At 70.4% G+C, this 24,013-nt stretch carries 19 protein-coding genes and 6 tRNA genes; 12 read left to right on the top strand and 13 right to left on the bottom strand.

All coding sequences use genetic code 11. From position 1 onward, the window contains the following. Positions 1 to 144: 144 nt before the first annotated feature. The 3 genes from ACIRGB_RS03705 to ACIRGB_RS03695 all read right to left on the bottom strand — a co-directional run bounded on the left by ACIRGB_RS03705 (position 145) and on the right by ACIRGB_RS03695 (position 824). Positions 145 to 217: transfer RNA gene (locus ACIRGB_RS03705), tRNA-Gly, on the bottom strand. An 80-nt stretch (positions 218 to 297) separates the two neighbouring features. Continuing rightward, positions 298 to 369 (bottom strand) — tRNA-Gly (locus ACIRGB_RS03700). Positions 370 to 506: 137 nt separating this feature from the next. After that, a complete protein-coding gene (locus ACIRGB_RS03695) occupies positions 507 to 824 on the bottom strand; it encodes an Lsr2 family protein (protein ID WP_055421997.1) in 318 nt (105 codons plus the stop codon). Positions 825 to 1,174: 350 nt separating this feature from the next. Between ACIRGB_RS03695 and purS the strand changes: the two genes are divergently transcribed. The 3 genes from purS to purL are packed head-to-tail and all read left to right on the top strand — an operon-like array spanning position 1,175 to position 4,379. Continuing rightward, positions 1,175 to 1,447: a phosphoribosylformylglycinamidine synthase subunit PurS gene (purS, locus tag ACIRGB_RS03690; RefSeq protein WP_003974895.1), complete on the top strand. Its 273-nt coding sequence runs from the start codon at positions 1,175 to 1,177 to the stop codon at positions 1,445 to 1,447. Beyond that, positions 1,444 to 2,124: a phosphoribosylformylglycinamidine synthase subunit PurQ gene (gene purQ, locus ACIRGB_RS03685; RefSeq protein WP_282087666.1), complete on the top strand. Its 681-nt coding sequence runs from the start codon at positions 1,444 to 1,446 to the stop codon at positions 2,122 to 2,124. Before purS ends, purQ begins: the two co-directional genes overlap by 4 nt. Continuing rightward, the gene (gene purL / locus ACIRGB_RS03680; RefSeq protein WP_403858286.1) at positions 2,121 to 4,379 is read left to right on the top strand and encodes a phosphoribosylformylglycinamidine synthase subunit PurL; all 2,259 of its coding nucleotides are present in this window, start codon (positions 2,121 to 2,123) and stop codon (positions 4,377 to 4,379) included. Before purQ ends, purL begins: the two co-directional genes overlap by 4 nt. A 59-nt stretch (positions 4,380 to 4,438) precedes the next feature. Here purL and ACIRGB_RS03675 read toward each other — a convergent pair whose 3' ends face one another. Further along, positions 4,439 to 5,014, bottom strand: coding sequence for a Uma2 family endonuclease (locus ACIRGB_RS03675; RefSeq protein ID WP_403858284.1), 576 nt, complete (start codon positions 5,012 to 5,014; stop codon positions 4,439 to 4,441). 128 nt (positions 5,015 to 5,142) lie between these two features. On the opposite strand from ACIRGB_RS03675, the gene ACIRGB_RS03670 reads away from it, so the two are divergent. From ACIRGB_RS03670 to purM, 4 genes are all read left to right on the top strand, one after another. Continuing rightward, complete coding sequence (locus ACIRGB_RS03670) at positions 5,143 to 5,940, top strand: sterol carrier family protein (protein ID WP_403858282.1); 798 nt, start codon at positions 5,143 to 5,145, stop codon at positions 5,938 to 5,940. Positions 5,941 to 6,003: 63 nt separating this feature from the next. Continuing rightward, the gene (locus ACIRGB_RS03665) at positions 6,004 to 6,804 is read left to right on the top strand and encodes an META domain-containing protein (RefSeq protein WP_403858280.1); all 801 of its coding nucleotides are present in this window, start codon (positions 6,004 to 6,006) and stop codon (positions 6,802 to 6,804) included. A 62-nt stretch (positions 6,805 to 6,866) separates the two neighbouring features. After that, a complete protein-coding gene (purF, locus tag ACIRGB_RS03660; protein WP_403858278.1) occupies positions 6,867 to 8,393 on the top strand; it encodes an amidophosphoribosyltransferase in 1,527 nt (508 codons plus the stop codon). Between the two features lie 59 nt (positions 8,394 to 8,452). Continuing rightward, a complete protein-coding gene (gene purM, locus ACIRGB_RS03655) occupies positions 8,453 to 9,520 on the top strand; it encodes a phosphoribosylformylglycinamidine cyclo-ligase (RefSeq protein WP_403858276.1) in 1,068 nt (355 codons plus the stop codon). 87 nt (positions 9,521 to 9,607) lie between these two features. On the opposite strand, the gene ACIRGB_RS03650 is transcribed toward purM, so the two are convergent. Beyond that, positions 9,608 to 9,862: a DUF3073 domain-containing protein gene (locus tag ACIRGB_RS03650; RefSeq protein ID WP_052843058.1), complete on the bottom strand. Its 255-nt coding sequence runs from the start codon at positions 9,860 to 9,862 to the stop codon at positions 9,608 to 9,610. A gap of 321 nt (positions 9,863 to 10,183) precedes the next feature. Then, positions 10,184 to 11,278: a Glu/Leu/Phe/Val dehydrogenase dimerization domain-containing protein gene (locus ACIRGB_RS03645; protein ID WP_076975363.1), complete on the bottom strand. Its 1,095-nt coding sequence runs from the start codon at positions 11,276 to 11,278 to the stop codon at positions 10,184 to 10,186. A gap of 229 nt (positions 11,279 to 11,507) precedes the next feature. On the opposite strand from ACIRGB_RS03645, the gene ACIRGB_RS03640 reads away from it, so the two are divergent. Both ACIRGB_RS03640 and bldC read left to right on the top strand, forming a co-directional pair. Beyond that, positions 11,508 to 12,356, top strand: coding sequence for a hypothetical protein (locus ACIRGB_RS03640; protein ID WP_403858274.1), 849 nt, complete (start codon positions 11,508 to 11,510; stop codon positions 12,354 to 12,356). A gap of 533 nt (positions 12,357 to 12,889) precedes the next feature. Then, positions 12,890 to 13,096, top strand: coding sequence for a developmental transcriptional regulator BldC (gene bldC / locus ACIRGB_RS03635; protein WP_003949541.1), 207 nt, complete (start codon positions 12,890 to 12,892; stop codon positions 13,094 to 13,096). 490 nt (positions 13,097 to 13,586) lie between these two features. Here bldC and ACIRGB_RS03630 read toward each other — a convergent pair whose 3' ends face one another. The 7 genes from ACIRGB_RS03630 to ACIRGB_RS03600 all read right to left on the bottom strand — a co-directional run bounded on the left by ACIRGB_RS03630 (position 13,587) and on the right by ACIRGB_RS03600 (position 20,392). Then, positions 13,587 to 13,781: a DUF6274 family protein gene (locus ACIRGB_RS03630; RefSeq protein ID WP_403858272.1), complete on the bottom strand. Its 195-nt coding sequence runs from the start codon at positions 13,779 to 13,781 to the stop codon at positions 13,587 to 13,589. Between the two features lie 360 nt (positions 13,782 to 14,141). Next, a tRNA-Asp gene (locus ACIRGB_RS03625) sits at positions 14,142 to 14,216 on the bottom strand. Positions 14,217 to 14,320: 104 nt separating this feature from the next. After that, the gene (gene hrpA / locus ACIRGB_RS03620; RefSeq protein ID WP_403858270.1) at positions 14,321 to 18,280 is read right to left on the bottom strand and encodes an ATP-dependent RNA helicase HrpA; all 3,960 of its coding nucleotides are present in this window, start codon (positions 18,278 to 18,280) and stop codon (positions 14,321 to 14,323) included. A gap of 109 nt (positions 18,281 to 18,389) precedes the next feature. Next, a tRNA-Phe gene (locus ACIRGB_RS03615) sits at positions 18,390 to 18,463 on the bottom strand. Between the two features lie 24 nt (positions 18,464 to 18,487). Continuing rightward, positions 18,488 to 18,562, bottom strand: a tRNA-Asp gene (locus ACIRGB_RS03610). A gap of 33 nt (positions 18,563 to 18,595) precedes the next feature. Then, positions 18,596 to 18,668: transfer RNA gene (locus ACIRGB_RS03605), tRNA-Glu, on the bottom strand. An 80-nt stretch (positions 18,669 to 18,748) separates the two neighbouring features. Next, entirely contained in the window at positions 18,749 to 20,392 is a 1,644-nt protein-coding gene (locus ACIRGB_RS03600; protein ID WP_403858268.1) for a metallophosphoesterase, read from the bottom strand. A gap of 71 nt (positions 20,393 to 20,463) precedes the next feature. Here ACIRGB_RS03600 and ACIRGB_RS03595 point away from each other — a divergent pair, with 71 nt between their 5' ends. The 3 genes from ACIRGB_RS03595 (at position 20,464) to ACIRGB_RS03585 (ending at position 23,907) form a co-directional block, all read left to right on the top strand. Beyond that, a complete protein-coding gene (locus tag ACIRGB_RS03595; protein WP_011029427.1) occupies positions 20,464 to 20,814 on the top strand; it encodes a metallopeptidase family protein in 351 nt (116 codons plus the stop codon). A gap of 96 nt (positions 20,815 to 20,910) precedes the next feature. Beyond that, positions 20,911 to 21,456, top strand: a complete 546-nt coding sequence (locus tag ACIRGB_RS03590) for a hypothetical protein (protein ID WP_403858266.1) — start codon at positions 20,911 to 20,913, stop codon at positions 21,454 to 21,456. 258 nt (positions 21,457 to 21,714) lie between these two features. Next, positions 21,715 to 23,907 (top strand): DEAD/DEAH box helicase, encoded by a 2,193-nt coding sequence (locus ACIRGB_RS03585; protein ID WP_403858264.1) that lies wholly within the window; start codon positions 21,715 to 21,717, stop codon positions 23,905 to 23,907. Positions 23,908 to 24,013 lie beyond the last annotated feature (106 nt).

The following is a 24,013-nucleotide window of genomic DNA, read 5'->3' as shown; positions in this document are numbered from 1 at the left end:
CATTCCGGCGCCCGGGGCGGGACGACAGTGCGGCCCGTCATCGCCCGGCATGACAAATGTCAGGGCGGGGACGGACCGGAGGAGGGCGCGGGAGCCGGGCACACGAAAAGACCCCGGTCCTGGAGGACCGGGGTCTGATTCCCGAGCGGACGACGAGGCTCGAACTCGCGACCTCAACCTTGGCAAGGTTGCGCTCTACCAACTGAGCTACGTCCGCATTGCCCCCGACCGGCCTTCACCGATCGGTGCGAGCACCAGCCTACCTGATCCCAACGAGTGACCGGTACGGCGATGCAGAGCGGGTGACAGGAATTGCACACTGCGCCTTCCCCCTGGAAGGGGGATGTTCTACTACTGAACTACACCCGCATGTTCCGTGAGCTGGGCCTTCCGGCCTCGCCCCTCGGCGTGCTCCAGACTTTAGCTGATCACCCGGGGTGCCGCGCAAGTCGGTTGCCGCGAGGGGCGACTGAGCGGCCGTCGGCCGCCCGTGCCGGGCGCACGGCTCACTGCGCCTCGGCGAACGCCTCGTACACCTTCTTCGGGATCCGGCCCCGCGCGGGCACGTCCATCTTGTTCGCCTGCGCCCAGGCGCGGACCGCCGCCGGGTCGGGGGCGACCTCCGTCTGCCGGTAGGCCTTGCCGGACCGGGAGCGCTTGCGGCCGGCCGAGACGTACGGCTCGAGCGCCTTGCGCAGTTTCCGGGCATTGGCTTCGTTCAGGTCGATCTCGTACATCCGGCCGTCGACTCCGAAGGCGATCGTCTCCGCCGCTTCCGAGCCGTCGATGTCGTCAAAGAGAGTGACCACGACACGCTGCGCCACGAATATCGGTCCCTTCGTGCGGCATCTCCGCGATGACGTGCCCGAACGTGCCAAGACGCCGCGATGATGCCGACTGTTCGCCTGTAATTGGGCAAAGTATCGGCTAATGACTTTTCATTTGTACAGTGCCTGGCATTGCAATGGGAAGCCCGACTAAATCTCTTGGCGTGTCCGTAGGGCAATAGGTGTCCGTGCGCCATCCGGGATCTTTCCCGAAGCTTTTCGCGACGGCCCCCTCCCGATACCGAATCGTGACTGGGGTCACGTAGTTTCCTCCAAGGCTACGCGCGTAGAAATTTTGTACGGGTAGTCTGAAGGAACCTGCTCAGCACCACACACCGGGAGTGCCAGTGGCACGCGTCGTAGTCGACGTCATGCTCAAGCCGGAGATCCTCGACCCCCAGGGCCAGGCGGTGCAGCGCGCACTGCCGCGGCTGGGTTTCGAAGGGATCTCGGACGTCCGTCAGGGAAAGCGATTCGAACTGGAAGTGGACGGGCCGGTCGACGACGCCGCCCTCGCCCGCATCCATGATCTTGCGGAATCCTTCCTCGCCAACACCGTGATCGAGGACTTCACCGTCAAGGTCGAGTCCGAAGACGTGGTCGCGGGAGCGGCGAAGTGACCGCTCGTATTGGCGTCGTCACTTTCCCCGGCAGTCTCGACGACCGGGACACGCAGCGCGCGATCCGCGTCGCCGGTGCCGAACCCGTCGCGCTCTGGCACAAGGACAAGGACCTCAAGCAGGTCGACGCCGTGGTGCTGTGCGGCGGTTTCTCGTACGGCGATTATCTGCGCGCCGGCGCCATCGCGCGCTTCTCGCCGGTGATGGACACCGTCATCGACCAGGCGAAGGCCGGTCTGCCGGTGCTGGGCATCTGCAACGGCTTCCAGATCCTCACCGAGGCCCACCTGCTGCCCGGCGGCATGCTGGGCAACGACCACCTGCACTTCATCTGCCGCGACCAGAAGCTGCGGGTGGAGAACGCGGACACCTCCTGGACCAGCGACTACACCGCCGGCCAGGAGATCCACATCCCGCTGAAGAACATGGACGGCCGCTACGTCGCCGACCGGCGCACGCTGGACGAGCTGGAGGCCGAGGGCCGGGTGGCCTTCCGGTACCTGGACATGAACCCCAACGGCTCGCTCAACGACATCGCCGGCATCACCAACGCCGCCGGGAACGTCGTCGGCCTCATGCCGCACCCCGAGCACGCCGTCGAGCCGCTGATCGGTACGGGCCGTACCGACGGCCTGCCGTTCTTCACCTCGATCCTCAAGAAGCTGGTCAACGCATGAGCCGGACGCCTCTGGACACGGTCGAGCACGCGACCGCGACCCCCGACGTCGAGCTGCCCTGGGCCGAGCTGGGCCTGAAGAAGGACGAGTACGAGAGGGTCGTCGAGATCCTCGGCCGCCGCCCCACCGGCGCGGAGCTGGCCATGTACTCCGTCATGTGGTCCGAGCACTGCTCGTACAAGAGCAGCAAGGTCCACCTGCGCCAGTTCGGCGAGAAGGCCCCCCAGTCCGAGGCGATGCTCGTCGGCATCGGCGAGAACGCCGGTGTCGTCGACGTCGGCCAGGGCTACGCGGTCACCTTCAAGGTCGAGTCGCACAACCACCCGTCGTACGTGGAGCCCTACCAGGGCGCGGCCACCGGTGTCGGCGGCATCGTCCGCGACATCATCGCGATGGGCGCGCGTCCCGTCGCCGTCGTGGACCCGCTCCGCTTCGGCGCCGCGGACCACCCCGACACCAAGCGCGTGCTGCCCGGCGTCGTCGCCGGCATCGGCGGCTACGGCAACTGCCTGGGCCTGCCCAACATCGGCGGCGAGGTCGTCTTCGACGCCTGCTACCAGGGCAACCCGCTGGTCAACGCCGGTGCCATCGGCGTCATGCGGCACGAGGACATCCACCTCGCGAAGGCGTCCGGCGCGGGCAACAAGGTCATCCTGTACGGCGCCCGCACCGGCGGCGACGGCATTGGCGGCGCGTCGATCCTGGCGAGCGAGACCTTCGACGACACCAAGCCCTCCAAGCGCCCCGCCGTCCAGGTCGGCGACCCCTTCCAGGAGAAGCTCCTCATCGAGTGCACCCTGGAGGCGTTCGCCGAGAAGCTGGTCGTCGGCATCCAGGACCTCGGCGCGGCCGGCCTGTCCTGCGCGACGAGCGAGCTGGCGTCGAACGGCTCCGGCGGCATGCGCGTCACCCTGGACGACGTCCCCCTGCGCGACTCGACGCTCTCGCCCGAGGAAATCCTCATGAGCGAGTCGCAGGAACGCATGTGCGCGGTGGTCGAGCCGGAGAAGGTCGACCGCTTCCTGGAGATCTGCGAGAAGTGGGACGTCATCGCCACCGTCATCGGTGAGGTCACCGACGGCGACCGGCTGGAGATCTACTGGCACGGCGGCAAGATCGTCGACGTCGACCCGCGCACCGTCGCCCACGACGGCCCGGTCTACGAGCGTCCCTACGCCCGCCCGGACTGGCAGGACGCCCTCCAGGCCGACGACGCGAACAAGCTGCCCCGGCCGCAGACCGGCGACGAGCTGAAGGACCAGGTCCTCCAGCTGGTCGGCTCGCCCAACCAGGCGTCCAAGCAGTGGATCACCCAGCAGTACGACCACTTCGTGCAGGGCAACACCGTCCTCGCCCAGCCCGAGGACTCGGGCATGATCCGGGTGGACGAGGAGTCCGGCCTCGGCGTCGCCATCGCCACCGACGGCAACGGCCGCTACGCCAAGCTCGACCCGTACACGGGCGCGCAGCTGGCGCTGGCGGAGGCGTACCGCAACGTGGCCACGACCGGCGCGAAGCCGCTGGCGGTCTCCGACTGCCTGAACTTCGGCTCGCCGGAGGACCCGGCGGTCATGTGGCAGTTCGCGGAGGCCGTGCGCGGCCTGGCCGACGGCTGCCTCCAGCTCGGCACCCCGGTCACGGGCGGCAACGTCTCGCTGTACAACCAGACGGGCGAGGCCGCCATCCACCCGACCCCGGTGGTCGCGGTCCTCGGCGTCATCGACGACGTGGCCCGCCGCACGCCGGTCGCCTTCCAGGAGGACGGCCAGCTGCTGTACCTGCTGGGCGACACCCGCGAGGAGTTCGGCGGCTCGGCCTGGTCCCAGGTGATCCACGACCACCTCGGCGGCCTGCCCCCGCAGGTCGACCTGGAGCGCGAGCGCCTGCTCGGCGAGATCCTCATCTCCGCCTCCCGTGACGGCATGATCGACTCCGCGCACGACCTGTCCGACGGCGGTCTGGTCCAGGCGGTCGTCGAGTCGGCGCTGCTGGGCGGCAAGGGCGCGCGTCTGGTCGTACCGGACGGCCTGGACGCCTTCACCTTCCTGTTCTCGGAGTCGGCGGGCCGCGCGGTCGTCGCCGTCCCGCGCTCGGAGGAGGTCCGCTTCAACGACATGTGCGGCGCCCGCGGCCTGCCCGTCACCCGCATCGGCGTGGTCGACGGCGACGCGGTCGAGGTCCAGGGCGAGTTCACCCTCCCCCTGACCGAGCTGCGCGAGGCCCACGAGGGCACGATCCCGGGGCTGCTGGCGTAGCACGCCTGCACGGCCGAGGCCCCGTCCGGTTCCGGACGGGGCCTCGGCGTTCTTCGTGGCTATCGCACGTAGTTCTTGAGGATCTCCGTGTCGAGTTCGATGCCGACGGGGTCCGGCAGGACCAGCGTCTCGCCGAACTTCGTTACGCGGGCGTCCCGGTAGCCGCCGACCTGTCGGTCCGGACCGCTGTGCACCGTGACTGTGCAGTTGTCCCGGTCGATCAGCAGGTACAGGGGGATTCCGGCCTGCCCGTACGCAGCCGGCTTCTCGTGCCGGTCCCGCCGGTCCGTGTCCGAGTCGTACGAGGTGACCTCGACGACCATGAGCGCTCCGTCCGGGTCGGACCATTCTCCGTGCCCGGCGAAATGTGCCTCGGGCGCGAGTACGGCGTCCGGTCGCGCCCTGCTCTGCCGGTACGCGTCGACCCGGAGACCTCGGCCCCAACACAGATCCAGCTCGGGTCTGATCTGCATGCACCGCCGGGCCATCCAGGACACGATGGTGCTCCGGTCCCCGTCCATCCCCTTCTTGACTCCGAGCTGTCCGCCCAGGAACTCGAGCGTGACGGTCTCAGGAGCGGCGTGAGCGATCGTCTCGAACTCCTCGACCGACATCTGAGGCGTGCGTCCGGCCATGTCCCCCCTGCCGCGTGCCCTTCCTGGCGCAGACCAGTGTGGGCCGCGTGCCGGTGGCCCGGAGCGGTCTCCGCGGCCGTGCACACGTACGGGTGACCGCCTCCCCGGCCCCCGCATAGGCTCCCCCCATGCCCCCGGCCAGAAAACGCCCCCGCGCCTACGACCCCGCCCGCACCCGTGCCGCCGTCCTCGCCCAGTTCGGCCACGTACGGGCGGGCGTCCGCACCCTCACCCCCGAGCAGCTGGCCCTGCCCACGCGGCTCGGGGACTGGACCGTGCGGGAGTTGGTCGCGCACGTCGGGATGGCGCTGACCGCCGTGGACCGGCTGCTGGACGAGCCCGAGCCGGTGCGGCAGGACGGCCGGCTGCTGGACTGGCCGTTCGCCATCGCCGCCGACGCGGACGCCATCGCCGGGACGGCCCGACGGCTCGCCGCCGAGCACCCCGACCTCGACGCCCACCTCGCCGAGGTCGAGCGGCGCTTCACCGGGCGGCTCGACACCCACCCCGGGAGCAGGCTGCTTCCCACCAGCGCGGGCGCCCTGCCGCTGGCCGACTACCTCGTCACCCGGACCGTCGAGCTGGTCGTGCACACCGACGACCTGAACGCCGCCGTGCCCGGCCTCGACATCCCGTACGACCGGCAGGCACTGGCCGCCGCGACCCGGCTGCTGGCCGACGCGCTCGCCGTGAAGGCGCCCGGCGGCTCCACGGAGGTGCGGATCCCGCCGTACGCGGTCGTGCAGTGCGTGGAGGGACCCCGGCACACCCGGGGCACCCCGCCCAACGTCGTCGAGACCGACCCGCTGACCTGGACGCGGCTGGCCACCGGACGGCTGACCTGGCAGGACGCCCTGGACGGGGCGAAGGTGAGCGCGAGCGGGGAGCGGGCCGACCTCGGAGCCCTGCTGCCCCTGCTGGGCTGAGGGGCGGAAGCCGGGGGGTGAACGGGGCGGGAACCGGATCTTCCCTCTCTCCGTCGAATCGGCATGTACAGGCAGAAGCAGCAGCGCAGCATGACCCTGACCGTGGCGGCCGTCGCCGCGCTGGTCCCGCTCGCCGCCGCCTGCGGCAGCGAGAAGGCCGGCGACGGCGGCAGCGACACCGTGGGCGCGGGCGGACAGCGCATCACCGGCGTCCGGTGGAGCATCGACAGCGTCACCGTCGACGGAGCCACCCACCGCGCGCCGGACGCGGCACACGTACGGATCGACGACGGCGAGGCCGAGGGCAGCACCGGCTGCAACAGCTTCAGCGCCCGCGCCGACGTCGACGGCGAACGCGTCCGGCTCAGCGACGCCATGTTCACCGAGAAGGCCTGCGCCAAGACCCCCGCCGGCTTCGAGAAGTCCCTCGGCCGCGCCCTGACCACCGGCTCGCTCACCACGAAGAACGAGGGCGAGCGGGTCACCCTCACCACCGCCGACGGCGACACCGTCCGGCTCAGCAGGTCCGAAAACGCCTCCCTCTACGGCACCAAGTGGGCGGTGGACACTCCGGGCCAGAAGGGCGGCGAGGGCCGCGCCCACCTCACCTTCGACCAGGGGGCGAAGACCGTCTCCGGACGGCTCCCCTGCAACCACGTCAACGCCAAGGCCACCGTCAGCGACGGCCGTATCACCCTCGGCACCCCGTCCACCACCCGAATGATGTGCGAAGGCTCACTCATGGCCGCCGAGAAGCGGCTGCTGGGCTTGTTCGACGGCAAGGTCGCCTACCGGATCGATCAGGAAACCCTCACCCTGACCAGCGAAGACGGCACCACCGTCCGGGCCGTGGCCGACCAGTGATCCACAGGTGAGCCCACATCCCCAATTCGGACCAGTGGTCGACCTCGCCTACACTCGGAGGCGTGCCACGTGGTGACGGTCGACTCAATCACGATCTGCTTCCCGGCGAGAAGGGCCCCCAGGACGCTTGCGGCGTCTTCGGTGTCTGGGCTCCGGGCGAAGAGGTCGCAAAGCTCACGTACTTCGGGCTCTACGCCCTCCAGCATCGGGGTCAGGAATCCGCGGGAATCGCGGTCAGCAACGGCTCCCAGATCCTCGTCTTCAAGGACATGGGCCTCGTGTCCCAGGTCTTCGACGAGACCTCGCTCGGTTCGCTCCAGGGTCACATCGCGGTCGGTCACGCCCGCTACTCGACCACCGGTGCGTCCGTGTGGGAGAACGCCCAGCCAACCTTCCGGGCCACCGCGCAGGGCTCCATCGCGCTCGGCCACAACGGCAACCTCGTCAACACCGCCCAGCTCGCCGGGATGGTCGCCGACCTGCCCAAGCAGGAAGGCCGCTCCACCCGGGTCGCGGCGACCAACGACACCGACCTGCTCACCGCGCTCCTCGCGGCCCAGGTCGACGAGGACGGCAAGCCGCTGACCATCGAAGAGGCCGCGCACCGCGTCCTCCCCCAGGTCATGGGCGCCTTCTCGCTCGTCTTCATGGACGAGCACACCCTCTACGCCGCCCGCGACCCGCAGGGCATCCGCCCGCTGGTCCTCGGCCGCCTGGAGCGCGGCTGGGTGGTCGCCTCCGAGTCCGCCGCCCTCGACATCTGCGGCGCCTCCTACGTCCGCGAGATCGAGCCGGGCGAGTTCGTCGCCATCGACGAGAACGGCCTGCGCTCCTCGCGATTCGCAGAAGCGAAGCCCAAGGGCTGTGTCTTCGAGTACGTGTACCTGGCCCGCCCGGACACCGACATCGCCGGCCGCAACGTCTACCTCTCGCGGGTCGAGATGGGCCGCAGGCTGGCGAAGGAGGCCCCCGCGGAGGCCGACCTCGTCATAGCGACCCCGGAATCCGGCACCCCCGCCGCGATCGGCTACGCCGAGGCCTCCGGCATCCCCTTCGGCAACGGCCTGGTGAAGAACGCCTATGTCGGCCGGACCTTCATCCAGCCCTCACAGACCATTCGCCAGCTCGGCATCCGCCTGAAGCTGAACCCCCTGAAGGAAGTCATCAAGGGCAAGCGGCTGGTCGTCGTGGACGACTCCATCGTCCGCGGCAACACCCAGCGGGCCCTGGTCCGCATGCTCCGCGAGGCCGGTGCCGCCGAGGTCCACATCCGGATCTCGTCCCCGCCGGTGAAGTGGCCCTGCTTCTTCGGCATCGACTTCGCCACCCGCGCCGAGCTGATCGCCAACGGCATGAGCGTCGAGGAGATCGGCACCTCGATGGGCGCCGACTCCCTGGCGTACATCTCCATCGACGGCATGATCGACGCGACCACCATCGCCAAGCCGAACCTGTGCCGCGCCTGCTTCGACGGCGAGTACCCGATGGAGCTCCCCGACCCCGAGCTGCTCGGCAAGCAGCTCCTGGAGACCGAGCTGGCCGCCGGGCCCGCCGGTACGGCCGCCGCCGACGCCATCCGTCGCCCGTAGCCGTCCGTATCCCTGGCTTCCTGGCCTCCCTGCCGTACGACACGAAGGTTCTCATCGTCATGCCTGACACAACTGGTGCCAGCTACGCAGCCGCCGGCGTCGACATCGAGGCGGGCGACCGCGCCGTCGAGCTGATGAAGGAATGGGTCAAGAAGACCCGGCGCCCCGAGGTCCTCGGCGGCCTCGGCGGCTTCGCCGGCCTCTTCGACGCCTCCGCCCTCAAGAACTACGAGCGCCCCCTGCTCGCCTCCGCCACCGACGGCGTCGGCACCAAGGTCGACATCGCCCGGCAGCTGGGCGTCTACGACACCATCGGCCACGACCTGGTCGCCATGGTCATGGACGACATCGTGGTGTGCGGCGCCGAGCCGCTGTTCATGACCGACTACATCTGCGTCGGCAAGGTGCACCCCGAGCGGGTCGCCGCGATCGTCAAGGGCATCGCCGAGGGCTGTGTGCTGGCCGGGTGCGCCCTGGTGGGCGGCGAGACGGCCGAGCACCCCGGCCTGCTGGGCCCGGACGACTTCGACGTCGCCGGCGCCGGTACGGGCGTCGTGGAGGCCGACCGGCTGCTGGGCCCGGATCGCATCCGAACGGGTGACGCGGTGATCGCCATGGCGTCCTCCGGGCTTCACTCGAACGGGTACTCGCTGGTCCGCCACGTCCTGCTGAACGAGGGCGGCCTGGCGCTCGACGCCCACCTGGACGGTCTCGGCCGCACCCTCGGCGAGGAGTTGCTGGAGCCGACCAAGATCTACTCCCTGGACTGCCTGGCCCTCATGCGCACCGCCGAGGTCCACACCTTCAGCCACGTCACCGGCGGCGGACTCGCGGCCAACCTGGCCCGCGTGATCCCCGACGGCCTGCACGCCGTGGTCGACCGCTCCACCTGGACCCCGGGTGAGATCTTCGACCTCGTCGGCCGGACCGGCCGGGTTGAGCGCCTGGAGCTGGAGAAGACCCTGAACATGGGCGTGGGCATGATCGCGATCGTGCCCGAAGAGTCGACGGACGTGGCCCTGACGGCCCTCGCCGACCGCGGCGTGGACGCCTGGGTGGCCGGTGAGATCACCGACCGCGGCGAGCACGGGACGGGCGCGGCGCTGGTGGGCGACTACGCCGTCTGAGCTGCCGCGGAGGCCACAGGCGACGCGGGTAGCACAGAACCCGGTCGGTGACAGAAGTCACCGACCGGGAAGGTGTTCAGTGCAAGGTCAAGCGCCGCGTCGCTGTTGGGAAGGGGACTGGCCGTCCTCGTCCTCGTCGTCGTCCTCATAGAGGTCGGCGTACTTCGCGTACACGTCATCGTCCTGCTCATCGTCCTCGAATGGCCCGCCGTTAGGCGGTTGTGCATTCGACGGCGATGCGCCCAGCTCCTCGGCCAGGCGGGAGAGATCAGTCCCACCGCTGTTGTACTTCAGCTGGCGGGCGACCTTCGTCTGCTTGGCCTTGGCCCGGCCGCGCCCCATGGCTCGACCCCCTCAACGACGGGGCTCGACGGCCCCAGAGTCTTGACACGCGTTCATGGTCCGGAACGGGCTCTCCTCGGAGAGACCGGTCCGTAGGGCTTCCACGGTACCTGAGCCCACGCCCATACGGTACGTCGCCCGCACCACGTGGCCCTGCCCAGGACCGCCGAGGCGCCCCGTCCTCGCTGGTCACAGGCGATTTTAACCACGTTTCGACGGTCGACCCGCCGGGATAAGTGAGAGTTCTCTCCAACTGCGCCCCGACGGGTACCGGTCAAACCCGTGATGATCCCGCCGGACCACCGCCGTACGACCGTCGGATCATCGCCGGGTACGGGCCTCCGCCATGCGCTGCTCGGCGATCCGGTCGGCCGCGGCGGCCGGCGGGATACCGTCCTCCTTCGCACGTGCGAATATGGCCAGCGTGGTGTCGTAGATCTTCGCCGCCTTCGCCTTGCACCGGTCGAAGTCGAAGCCGTGCAGCTCGTCGGCGACCTGGATGACACCGCCGGCGTTCACCACGTAGTCCGGCGCGTAGAGGATCCCGCGGTCGGCGAGGTCCTTCTCCACGCCCGGGTGGGCGAGCTGGTTGTTGGCCGCGCCGCACACCACCTTGGCGGTCAGCACCGGCACGGTGTCGTCGTTCAGCGCGCCGCCGAGCGCGCAGGGCGCGTAGATGTCCAGGTTCTCCACCCGGATCAGCGCGTCGGTGTCGGCGACGGCGACCACCGACGGGTGCCGCTCGGTGAGGGCCCGCACCACGTCCTTGCGCACGTCGGTGACGACGACGTGGGCGCCCTCGGCGAGCAGGTGCTCGACCAGGTGGTGGCCGACCTTGCCGACGCCCGCGATGCCGACGGTGCGGTCCCGCAGCGTCGGGTCGCCCCACAGGTGCTGGGCGGCGGCCCGCATGCCCTGGTAGACGCCGAAGGAGGTGAGCACGGAGGAGTCGCCCGCGCCGCCGTGCTCCGGGGAGCGCCCGGTCGTCCAGCGGCACTCGCGGGCCACGACGTCCATGTCGGCGACGTAGGTGCCGACGTCGCACGCGGTGACGTAGCGGCCGCCGAGCGAGGCGACGAACCTGCCGTAGGCGAGGAGCAGTTCCTCGCTCTTGATCTGCTCCGGATCACCGATGATCACGGCCTTGCCGCCGCCGTGGTCGAGCCCGGCCATGGCGTTCTTGTACGACATCCCGCGCGCGAGGTTCAGCGCGTCGGCGACGGCCTCCGCCTCGTTCGCGTACGGGTAGAAGCGCGTACCGCCGAGCGCGGGGCCCAGGGCGGTGGAGTGGAGGGCGATGACGGCCTTGAGACCGCTGGCACGGTCCTGGCAGAGCACGACTTGCTCATGACCCCCCTGGTCCGAGTGGAACAGGGTGTGCAGTACATCAGCAGGTGCGCCGTTTACGTCGGTCACGGTGGTGACTCCTGTGTAGGTGCGGCGATGGGTGGCAGGCCCCGTGAAGGTGGCGGGGACTGTGGCACGAGATTAGAGCCTGGGGGTGCCGGCCCGCCGCACAGTGCTCAGGATCACCTCCGCACGGAGTACGGGCGTGCGACGATTTGCAGAGATTCTCGCGCGTTTGTGATCCGTTTCCACGGGTTTCCGCAGGTTTTCGCGTCGGTGCGCGGGGGAGGGAGCAGGCGTGCCCAAGGTGTCCTCGGTGATCGTCCCGTACGCGGCGTACCTACGTGTGTACGAGCCGCTGGCGGCCTTCCCGGACGACGAGCGCGCGCACTGGACCCGCTACGCCCGCCGCCCCGACCGGCCCTCCTACCAGGACGAGCTGCGCCGCTCCCTGGCCGACCTGCTGCCCACCCCGCCCGTCGCGGTGCCCGTGCACGAGAGCGCGGACGCCTTCGTGGCGGAGGTGGACGGCGTGGTCTGCGTCTGCCCCTGGCGGACCCGGCTGCGCGGCTGGCAGGCCCTGGGCGAGCTGGCCGAGGACTTCCCGGAGCCGGTCCTGGACGCCCTGATCCCGCCGGTCGTGCGCCGCCAGAGCGCGCAGGACTACGAGCGCTGGCTGGAGCGCAACCCGGACGCGCGGCCCTGGATCCGCACGGCCACCTGGCAGGTCCCGATCAACTGGTTCGTGCTGGTCTCCGACGCGGAGCGGGAGTACGACGGGGGCGACGGCGAGGGGGCGGCCGCGCCGGTGCTGCGCTACCGGACGCCGATGGTGCAGGCCCGCCGGCGGGTGGCCCGGGGGCTGCGGGCCCTGCGGGAGGCCGTGTCCGAGGGGCCGCTCATCGACGGCCTGGTGGACGTGGGGCGCTGGCTGGAGGAGTTCCACCCGCGGTCCCTGGTGGAGTTGGACTACGGCGGGCTGGTGCACGCCCTGCCGGCCGGTGAGTTGGAGGCGGACCACTCCGCGGCGGACGTGGCCGAGGGGATCGAGGCGCTGCGCCACGGCGACGGGGGAGCCGCGGGGGCGGCGTACGGGCGGCTGGTGGAGCGCTGGCGGGCGGTCCGGGACCGGCGCTCCGCGAACTGACGTTTGACGTACCGCCCGATGTGGGGTTCCGTCTTCCGCTACGCCGCCCGGTCGGGGTGAGCCGACCCCTTGGCGGCAAGGGACGTAGGTCCCGATCCGGGCGTATGCGTCAAGCGTGACGGACCGCACGTACATCACTCTTGCGCCGCTTCCCCCTCCTCATGCCAAAATAGGACAAGGAGCCCGGGGAGGGCTCCTTCCGTCCTGCCGTGATGCACTGTGGGTGGAATCTCAGCATTGCACGCTTTGGGGGGTCTGGTGACTCCTGATCGCCCCTGTGACTGTTCGTCACAGTGGCGTGACTGTCCGCTATGGCATGGTCCATCGGCTTCCGTCGCTGATGAACACCTGGGAGGGCAATTCCATCGGTTTGGCCGACGCGGCTGGACAGATGGTGTAGTTGTAGTGCCGAGGACAAGCCGTTCGTCCTATAACCGACTCGACTCGCGTCCGCCATTTCGGGCAACGCGGGTCAAGGTGCAGAATTTAGAGGAATGAACCGAGAAGGTTCGGTTCTCCCGAGGAGGCCGCTCATGACCGCTCGCACCCCTGATGCCGAGCCGCTGCTGACCCCGGCTGAGGTCGCCACCATGTTCCGCGTCGACCCGAAGACGGTCACGCGCTGGGCGAAGGCCGGCAAGCTCACGTCGATCCGCACGCTCGGCGGGCATCGCCGCTACCGCGAAGCCGAGGTCCGCGCCCTGCTCGCGGGCATTCCGCAGCAGCGCAGCGAGGCCTGAACAACTGAATAACCGGGCAGAACGGCAGGTCCCCCAACCTGTCGGGGCGCCTGGACCACAGCTCCAAGCGACGCCGTCCCTGCCCCAACAGAGGTGCGTCGTTGATCGCGCTGGACTCCGCCGGGTCCAGCGCGATTTTTTTGTGCCCGGTCCCGGTCCCGGGGCCGGCGCCCGGTCCTCCGCCGCGGTCGTCCGCCACGGTCCTTGTCCGGTCCTGTGCCAGGTGGGCGGGTCGGCGGACGCTTCTGTGCGCGGGCTTGTCGGAGTCTGGGGAGGGGTGTCGGATCGGCTGTGCGAGCGCCGTCGGGGTGGTGCAATTGCACATATTAAATTGATGAGTTGTAGGAGAGGCGTAAGGGCCACCCTTTCAAAAACTCGTGCGGTGACACCCGTCACATCGCACGGTGGTTGTTGGGCCGGGCACCGGTGCGCTAAGGGAGGCTCGGCTTCCAGTAGCTCTGCGGGGCAAGGGCGTTGGGGCTCGCGGGGTTCACGCCGTGGGCGCGCTCCCGCTCTCGACGCCCTCTTGACGGCCTGTCGGAGACTGTGGGGCCGGCGCGTCCAGCGCGAGCCGCAGGAGCCGGTGGCAGATCGGGCAGTGGCGCGTCGCGTGACCGAGCGACGACGCGGCCGACAGGTGCGCGCGGAGCAGGGCCCGCGTCTCGTGCCTGACCGTCGTCGTCATACGCCACCTCCAGGGGCCACACGAGGGGTGTGCCCTGCCCTTTGAAGTACCGAGCGAATCCGACGCCGTCAAGGCCGCGAGAGGGCCACTGGGGGCTTCTGGGGACCGCTGGGGGTGCAGGGGGTTCGGGCGGTGCTGGGGGTGCTGGACGGTTCGGTATCGAGCCAGGCAACGAAGAAGCCCCGCGCCGATTGCTCGGGGCGGGGCTTTTCTTGCGGTCCTGACGGGATTTGCTGTGTCCGATTGCGGCTGTGCCGCGGGCGCGGCCTCCACCTCGACAGGGTGGCCAGCGCGTCGCGGGTGGCGGGGGGCGGCGTACGAAGAAGCCCCGCGCCGGTTTCTCGACGCGGGGCTTTCTTGCGGTCCTGACGGGATTTGAACCCGCGGCCTCCACCTTGACAGGGTGGCGAGCACTCCAAACTGCTCCACAGGACCAGGTTTCGCGGCGCTTTTGCTGCGTTGCGCTGCGAGAAGAGACTGTACAGGAGGGTGGGCCGCCGGTCGAACTCACCCTCCGTGCGGGCTCGGTCACGGCTCCGTCAGGGCGCGAGGGCGTCGATGGCCTTCACGATCCGCTTGTCGGAGACGGGGTACGCCGTGCCCAGCGCGTGGGCGAAATAGCTGACCCGCAGCTCCTCGATCATCCAGCGGATGTCCAGGACCTGCTGCGGCACCGGCCGGCCCTGCGGCATCTGCTCCAGGAGCCACGCGTACTCGTCCCGCATCTCGTGGATCTTCTCCATGCGGGAGGTGTCCCGCTGCACGCCCGTCGGCATCTGCTGAAGCCGGCGGTCCGCGGCGACCAGGTAGCGCATCAGGTCCGGCAGCCGCTTGATCCCGGCCTCCGTCACGAAGCCCGGCTTCACCAGCGCGTCCAGCTGCCCCCGCACGTCCTGGAGGTTCGCCAGCAGCGCGGGGCTGCGTACGGCCTTCAGGCGGCGCTCGCAGGCCTGCCAGGCGGCCAGCACCTGCTGCACCTGGCCCACCGTGCGGACGGTCGTGTCGACGATCTCCGCGCGGACCTTGTCGTAGAGCTTGCGGTACGACTCCTCGTCCCACGCCGGGCCGCCGAAGTCCGCGATCAGCTGGTCCGCCGCCGCCATGGCGCAGTCGTCGAACAGTGCCTGGATCGAACCGTGCGGGTTCGCGGACAGGCCCAGCTTCTGCTGGTTGGTCAGCTTCTCGGACGCGAACTTCGCCGGGTTGACCGGGATGTTGCGCAGGATCAGCCGCCGCGTGCCCTTCCACATCGCCTGCGCCTGCTCGGCCTCGGTGTCGAAGAGGCGGACGGAGACGGTGCCGGCCTTCGGTCCGTCGTCGACCAGCGCCGGGTACGCCTTCACCGGTTGGCCGGCCCGGCGGGTCTCGAAGACCCGGGTCAGCGTGCCGATCGTCCAGTCCGTCAGCCCGGAGCGTTCCAGGGACTCGCCGCCGCTGCGCTCCGCGGTGGCCGCCGCGGCCTGCGAGAGTGCCTGGCGCGCCTTCGGGCGCAGCCGGAGCTTCAGCGCCTCCAGGTCCTTGTCCTCGGCCAGCTTGCGACGGCGCTCGTCGACGATCCGGAACGTGATCTTCAGGTGGTCGGGCACCTTCGACCAGTCGAAGTCCTCGGCGTCGAACGGCACCCCCACCATGCGCTTCAACTCCCGCGCCATGGTCACCGTCAGCGGCTCCTGAAGCGGCACGGCACGGTCCAGGAACGCCTGGGCGTAGTTCGGCGCGGGCACGTAGTTGCGGCGGACCGGCTTGGGCAGGGAGCGGATCAGCTCCGTGACGACCTGCTCGCGCAGCCCCGGGATCTGCCAGTCGAAGCCCTCGTCCGTGACCTGGTTGAGCACCTGGAGCGGCACGTGCACGGTCACGCCGTCGGCGTCCGCACCCGGCTCGAACTGGTACGTCACCCGGAACTTCAGCGGGCCCTGCCGCCAGGAGTCCGGGTAGTCGTCCTTGGTGACCGCCCCCGCCTTCTCGTTGATGAGCATCTCGCGCTCGAAGTCGAGGAAGTCGGGCTGCTCGTGCCGCTTGTGCTTCCACCACGAGTCGAAGTGCGCGCCCGAGACGACGTGTTCGGGCACCCGCTGGTCGTAGAAGTCGTACAGCGTCTCGTCGTCGACCAGGATGTCCCGGCGCCGGGCGCGGTGCTCCAGCTCCTCGACCTCGGTCAGCAGCCGGCGGTTGTCCGCGAAGAACTTGTGGTGCGTGCGCCAGTCGCCCTCCACCAGGGCGTTGCGGATGAACAGCTCGCGGCTGACCTCGGGGTCGATCCGCCCGTAGTTCACCTTGCGCTGGGCCACGATCGGCACGCCGTACAGCGTGACCTTCTCGTAGGCCATCACCGCCGCCTGGTCCTTCTCCCAGTGCGGCTCGCTGTAGGTGCGCTTGAGGAGGTGTCCGGCGAGCGGCTCCACCCACTCCGGCTCGATCTTCGCGTTGACCCGGGCCCAGAGGCGGGAGGTCTCCACCAGCTCCGCGGACATCACGAACCGCGGGGGCTTCTTGAAGAGCGCCGAACCCGGGAAGATCGCGAACTTGGCGTTCCGGGCGCCCAGGTACTCGTTCTTCGCGCCCTCCTTCACGTCCTTCATGCCGACGTGGGAGAGGAGACCGGCCAGCAGCGACACGTGCACCCGGTCGTCGGGTGCGGGGTGCTCCTCGTCGTTGAGGTGGATGCCCATCTGCTTGGCGACCGTGCGCAGCTGCGTGTAGATGTCCTGCCACTCGCGGATGCGCAGGAAGTTGAGGTACTCCTGCTTGCACATCCGGCGGAAGGACGACGAGCCGCGTTCCTTCTGCTGCTCGCGCACGTACCGCCAGAGGTTGAGGAACGCGAGGAAGTCGCTGCTCTCGTCCTTGAACCGGGCGTGCTGCTGGTCGGCCTGGGCCTGCTTCTCCGCCGGGCGCTCCCGCGGGTCCTGGATGGACAGCGCCGCGGCTATGACCATGACCTCGCGGACACAGCCGTTCTTGTCCGCCTCCAGCACCATCCGGGCCAGCCGCGGGTCCACGGGCAGCTGGGCGAGTTTGCGGCCGGTGTCGGTGAGCCGCTTGCGTACGTCCTTCTGCGCCGGGTCGAGAGCGCCCAGCTCCTGGAGCAGCTGCACACCGTCGCGGATGTTGCGGTGGTCCGGGGGGTCGATGAAGGGGAACTTCTCGATGTCGCCGAGGCCGGCCGCGGTCATCTGGAGGATGACGGAGGCGAGGTTCGTCCGGAGGATCTCCGCGTCCGTGAACTCCGGGCGCGCCTCGAAGTCCTCCTCGGAGTACAGCCGGATGCAGATGCCGTCGGAGGTACGGCCGCAGCGGCCCTTGCGCTGGTTGGCGCTGGCCTGCGAGATCGGCTCGATGGGCAGCCGCTGGACCTTGGTGCGGTGGCTGTAGCGGGAGATGCGGGCGAAGCCCGGGTCGATGACGTACTTGATGCCCGGGACGGTCAGGGAGGTCTCGGCGACGTTGGTCGCGAGGACGATCCGGCGTCCGGTGTGCTGCTGGAAGACGCGGTGCTGCTCGGCGTGCGAGAGCCGCGCGTACAACGGCAGTACTTCCGTGAATCTGTACTTCTTCTTCTCCAGCGCGTCCGCCGTGTCGCGGATCTCCCGCTCGCCGGAGAGGAAGACGAGGATGTCGCCCTTGCCCTCGCCCATCAGCTCCTCGACGGCGTCGGTGATCGCCGTGATCTGGTCCCGGTCGGCGTCCTCGCCGTCCTCTTCCAGGAGCGGCCGGTACCGCACCTCCACGGGATACGTCCGCCCGCTGACCTCGATGATCGGGGCGTCGCCGAAGTGCCGGGAGAAGCGCTCGGGGTCGATGGTCGCCGAGGTGATGACGACCTTGAGGTCGGGGCGCTTGGGCAGCAGCTGGGAGAGGTAGCCCAGCAGGAAGTCGATGTTGAGGGACCGCTCGTGGGCCTCGTCGATGATGATCGTGTCGTAGGCGCGCAGCTCGCGGTCGGTCTGGATCTCGGCGAGCAGGATGCCGTCCGTCATCAGCTTGATGAAGGTGGACTGCGGGTTCACCTGGTCGGTGAACCGCACCTTCCAGCCGACGGTCTCCCCGAGCGGGGTGTCCAGTTCGTCCGCGACCCGCTCGGCGACGGTGCGCGCGGCGATCCGGCGGGGCTGGGTGTGCCCGATCATGCCGCGGACGCCGCGGCCCAGCTCGACACAGATCTTCGGGATCTGGGTGGTCTTGCCGGAGCCGGTCTCACCGGCGACGATCACGACCTGGTGATCACGGATGGCCGCCGCGATCTCGTCCTTCTTCTGGCTGACCGGGAGCTGCTCGGGGTAGCTGACGGCCGGCACGCGCGCCCGGCGCTCGCCGATGCGCTGTTCGGCCTTGGCCACCTCCGTCTCGATCTCGGCGAGGACGGCGGCGCGGGCCTCCGGCTTACGGATCTTCCGCGCACCCTCCAGCCTGCGGCCGAGCCGGTGCGCGTCGCGCAGCGACAGCTCGGTCAGCCGGGGGGCGAGGGTGCCGAGGGCGGGGGCAGGGTGCGTAGACATACGGGTTCCAGGATCTCATCCTCGGGAAAATCCTGGCGAACGCTTTTGCCGCGGCCGCGTACAGGCCGCATACAACAAGGCCCCGATCCGAAGATCGGGGCCTTTGCTGTGGCTGGGGCCGGGGTCGAACCGGCGACCTATCGCTTTTCAGGCGATCGCTCGTACCAACTGAGCTACCCAGCCGCGAGGTTTCACGTGAAACCTCAGCGGTCCTGACGGGATTTGAACCCGCGGCCTCCACCTTGACAGGGTGGCGAGCACTCCAAACTGCTCCACAGGACCAAGCTTGTACGACAGTGTCGCACATGTACTGCGTGCCCCCAACGGGATTCGAACCCGTGCTACCGCCTTGAAAGGGCGGCGTCCTAGGCCGCTAGACGATGAGGGCTATCGGCCCGCCTGGGCGCTTCGCAGCGCGTCGGGGACGTGAGAAGCATATGGGATGGCGGGAGGTATCGCCAAAACGGTTTACGGAGTGCTGGGGGCGGGGCTGACCGGAACGGAGGGAGAGGGGCTGGTGGAGGCGGGGGACGGGCTGGTGGCGGTGGGGGACGGGGTGGCGCCCGGCTGGTTCTCCTTCGGCAGATGGCGGCTGACCTCGGCCGTCGTCAGGCCCAGGCCGCCCAGCTTGATCTCGTCCCAGGCCTGGAGGCGCCGGGTGTCCCGATCGAAGTAGAGGATGGACGCCTGGATGGGGTCCGGGTACCTGCCCTCGACCGCGCGCAGCCCGCTGCCGCCGGTGGAGCCCTCGACCCGCAGCCGGGTGCCGTACTTCATGACCTTCATGTCCTCGTGGTGCAGGTGCCCGGCGAGCACCAGCGGGACGTCGCCGTCGACCTCGCGGGCGGCCGACGGCTCGTGGGCGATGGCGACGTCCACGGGGGTGCCTGCCGCGCTCTGGTCGCGCAGGGCGGAGGCGAGGCGGGCGCCGGCCAGTTCCTGGCTGGCCTCGGCGCCGTCCGCCTCGGAGCGGTCGGGGGTGTACTGCGGGTCGCCCATCCCGGCGAAGCGCAGGCCCGCGACGGTCCGGGCGTGGCCGTCGTCCAGGACGTGCACGTTCTTCAGGTGCTTCAGGTACTCCTGGGTGCCGCGGGAGTCGTGGTTGCCGCGGACCCAGACGTAGGGGGCGCCGAGGTCCTCGACGGGGTCCAGGAAGCCGTTCTCCGCGGCCGTGCCGTGGTCCATCGTGTCGCCGGAGTCGACGATGACGTTCACCTTGTACTGCTGCACCAGCGAGGCGATGATCTTCCAGCTCGCCGGGTTGAGGTGGATGTCCGACACGTGCAGGACGCGGATCGTGGTCGGGTCCGGCTGGTACGCGGGGAGCGTCGAGGTGACGTCGTAGAGCTTGGTCACGTTGGTCACCAGGCGGGCCAGTTCCTTCTGGTAGACGTCGAACTCGGTCACGATGCTGCGCGCGTCGCCGACGAGCGAGGGCGCGGAGGAGAGCAGGCCGGAGAACTTCGGTTCCAGGACGGAGTCGGGGTTCCAGGTCGCGTAGGCGGTGCCGCCGGAGGCGACCAGGAGGGCGAGCGCGAGTCCGCCCGCGCCGAGGGCGCGCCGGGGGCGGCGGTAGACGGCGAGGCCGAGCGCGGTGGCGCCGGTGACGACGGCCACGCAGGAGCGGACGGCGAGATCGAGCGTGCCGTGCTCGACGTCCCGGGCGACCTCGTCCTGGAGGCCGGAGAGGCGTTCGGGGTGGTCGACGAGGGCCTGGGCGCGGGCGGGGTCCAGCTGGTCGACGTTGACGTCGAGGCGGACCGGGGCGACGTGGCTGTCGAGCTGGAGGGCGCCCAGTGGCGAGACGTTGATCTTCGTGCCGCCGGCCAGCGAGGGGCGCAGGGTCATGGTGGTGTCCATGGGGCCGACCGGGGCCCGGACGTTGCCGACGACCAGCAGCCCCAGCCAGGCGCCGAGCAGGACGACGGCGACGAGGCCGGCGGCGCGGGACCAGGGGCGGGGGCGGGCGGCGAGCTCGGGGGTGGCGGACCCGGGCCGGTCCCGGCGGGCGAGCCGGTCGCGGGAGCGGCGGGTGAGGATGCGCGGGGCGTTGCGGATGCGGTTCATCACCTCGGCCAGGACGTGCGGGGCTGCGGCGGGGACGCGGGCCATTGGTCCCGTATGCCCAGGGCCCGGTGCGGATATGCGGGTCGTACTCCACGGTCGTACCCGACAATGGGCGTGTGCTGGAGATGACGCGCGAGGAGTTCGAGGAACTGGTCGCCGAGGCCCTGGACCGGATCCCGCCGGAGCTGACGCGGCTGATGGACAACGTCGCGGTGTTCGTCGAGGACGAACCGCCGGCGGACGATCCCGAGCTGCTCGGGCTGTACGAGGGGACGCCGCTGACGGAGCGCGGGGAGTGGTACGCGGGCGTGCTGCCGGACCGGATCACCATCTACCGGGGGCCGACGCTGCGGTTCTGCGCGACGCGGGAAGACGTCGTGGCCGAGACCGAGGTGACGGTCGTTCACGAGATCGCCCACCACTTCGGGATCGACGACGCGCGGCTGCACTCCCTCGGGTACGGGTGACGCGCCCGGGTCAAGTCTGCCTCGCCGAGCGCGTGTCCTCTTGTGGGTGACGGGAGTTGGGCACGTCGACTCCTTGACCCCCGGAGGTGGCCGCCCGTGCGCCCCTTGTACGTACCCGTCCGTCTGGCCGCCACCGCCCTGGCCGTCGCCGCGGCCGCCGGCTGCATGAGCGTCGGCGAGGAGTCCGGCGGGGACGCCAGGCCGTCGCACTCCGCCGGGGAGCGGGGCGGCGAGGCGTCCGGGGGCGGCCCCGCGGTCTCCGGAGGGAACGCCGGGTACGACGCGGCGGCCGACGACGGGCACGGCAAGGGGAAGAAGGCCAAGGCCAAGGGCAAGGGCGACGGCAAGGGGAAGGGCGGCGAGGGCCGCAAGGGCAGGGACGGGTCCGCCTCGGAGCCCCCGGCCGCGGGCCCGACCGGAGCGCCGCCGCCGAACGGCGGGAACCACGGCCCCGAGCCCACCTGGACGCCCCCGGCGGAGCCCACCCGGACCGCCGAGCCGGAGCCGACGCGGACCGCGGAGCCGCCCGCCTCCCCGACGCCGGAGCCGACGGTGGCCGAGCCGTCCTCGTCGGCGCACGAGCCGCCCGGGACCCAGCTCGAGCAGCGGGAGCCGGCACCGGCGGCCGGGGCACCGGTGTAGGACGGGCGGGACGCTGAACAGGGTGACGGCAGCCCGCTGAGCTGGGCATGTGCGGCCGGTTTGCGTTCGGGGGTGGGGGGTGCGTATGGTGGTAGATCGTTTGATCCCATTTGCCCGGCGCCACCGCAGAGCGCGCCGTGTGGCGCGTTCTCTCCCCCTGCCGTGGTGGACCGCATTGAGGCGGTCGTATTGCGAATCGCGATTCACGGAGTTGACGGGCGCGTGCCGACGAGAGACTCCGGAAGGTTTCGCATTCGCATGTCCATGACCAGTACTGACCACGTCGTCGTGCCCGAGAACGCCGAGGGCGTCGAGAGCGCGCCGGAGGCCGTCGAGGCCGTAGCCGCCTCCCCGGCCACGGAGACCACCGAGGCTCCCGGTCCGACGTTCGCCGACCTCGGTCTGCCCGAGGGCGTCGTGCGCAAGCTCGCGCAGAACGGCGTGACCACCCCCTTCCCGATCCAGGCCGCGACCATCCCGGACGCGCTGGCGGGCAAGGACATCCTCGGCCGGGGCCGCACCGGCTCCGGCAAGACCCTCTCCTTCGGGCTGCCGACCCTGGCCACGCTGGCCGGCGGTCGCACCGAGAAGCACAAGCCCCGCGCCGTCATCCTCACCCCGACCCGCGAGCTGGCCATGCAGGTGGCCGACGCGCTCCAGCCGTACGGCGACGTCCTCGGCCTGAAGATGAAGGTCGTCTGCGGCGGCACCTCGATGGGCAACCAGATCTACGCCCTGGAGCGCGGCGTCGACGTCCTGGTCGCCACCCCGGGCCGGCTGCGCGACATCATCAACCGCGGCGCCTGCTCCCTGGAGAACGTGCAGATCGCGGTCCTCGACGAGGCCGACCAGATGTCCGACCTGGGCTTCCTGCCCGAGGTCACCGAGCTGCTCGACCAGGTCCCCGCGGGCGGCCAGCGGATGCTCTTCTCGGCCACGATGGAGAACGAGATCTCCACGCTGGTCAAGCGCTACCTGACCGACCCGGTCACGCACGAGGTCGACAGCGCCCAGGGCAACGTGACGACCATGTCGCACCACATCCTCGTGGTGAAGCCCAAGGACAAGGCGCCGGTCACCGCCGCGATCGCCGCCCGCAAGGGCCGCACGATCATCTTCGTCCGCACCCAGCTCGGCGCCGACCGCATCGCCGAGCAGCTCTGCGACGCCGGTGTGAAGGCCGACGCGCTGCACGGCGGCATGACCCAGGGCGCGCGCACCCGGGTGCTGGAGGACTTCAAGAAGGGCTACGTCAACGCCCTCGTCGCCACCGACGTCGCCGCCCGCGGCATCCACGTCGACGGCATCGACCTGGTCCTGAACGTGGACCCGGCCGGCGACCACAAGGACTACCTGCACCGCGCCGGCCGCACCGCCCGCGCGGGCCGCACCGGCACGGTCGTCTCGCTGTCCCTGCCGCACCAGCGCCGCCAGATCTTCCGGCTGATGGAGGACGCGGGCGTCGACGCCACGCGCCACATCATCCAGGGCGGCGCCGCCTTCGACCCCGAGGTCGCCGAGATCACCGGTGCCCGGTCGATGACCGAGGTGCAGGCGGAATCGGCGGGCAACGCGGCGCAGCAGGCCGAGCGTGAGGTCGGCCAGCTCACCAAGGAGCTGGAGCGGGCCCAGCGCCGTGCCACCGAGCTGCGCGAGGAGGCCGACCGCCTGGTCGCCAGGGCCGCGCGGGAGCGCGGCGAGGACCCGGAGACGGTGCTGGCCGAGGTGGCCGCCGCGTCGCCCGAGACCGAGGTCTCGCTGCCCGAGCAGCCCGGCGCCCGGGACGTGGAGAAGACGGAGCGCACCGGCAGCGGCAACGACCGCGAGCGCTCGTACGAGCGTCGTGACGACCGTGGCGGCTTCCGCCGTGACGACCGCGGTGACCGTGGTGACCGTGGCGGGCGTTCCTTCGAGCGCCGCGACGACCGCGGTGACCGTGGTGGGCGTTCGTTCGAGCGTCGTGACGACCGGCGTGACGACCGTGGTGGCCGCTCCTTCGAGCGTCGTGACGACCGCGGTGACCGTGGTGGCCGTTCGTTCGAGCGTCGTGACGACCGTGGCGGTTTCCGCCGTGACGACCGCGGTGACCGTGGTGACCGTGGCGGGCGTTCCTTCGAGCGCCGCGACGACCGCGGTGACCGCGGTGGGCGTTCCTTCGAGCGCCGCGACGACCGCGGTGACCGCGGTGGGCGTTCCTTCGAGCGTCGTGACGACCGTGGTGGCCGTCCGTTCGAGCGTCGTGACGACCGTGGCGGCTTCCGCCGGGACGACCGCGGCGAGCGCGGCGGACACCGGGGCAGCGACCGTCCGTTCAACCGCGACCGCCAGGGCGGCGACCGTCCCGGCTTCCGCACCGGCGGTCACGACCGCCCGTACGGTCGCCGCGACGACCACCGGGGTTCGTCCTTCGGCCGCCGTGACGACAAGCCGCGCTGGAAGCGCAACGGCTGACGCCTGACCAGCTGAGACGCGCCGTGGCCTCCGCCCCACCGGGTGGAGGCCACGGCGCTTCGCGTTGCGGTCCGGTTTCGGCCACCCAGTGACGCATGTCACGCCC

Origin of the sequence: Streptomyces sp. NPDC102490, assembly GCF_044765285.1 — a bacterium.
GTDB lineage: Bacteria > Actinomycetota > Actinomycetes > Streptomycetales > Streptomycetaceae > Streptomyces.
This window is presented reverse-complemented; position numbering and strand designations above follow the sequence as displayed.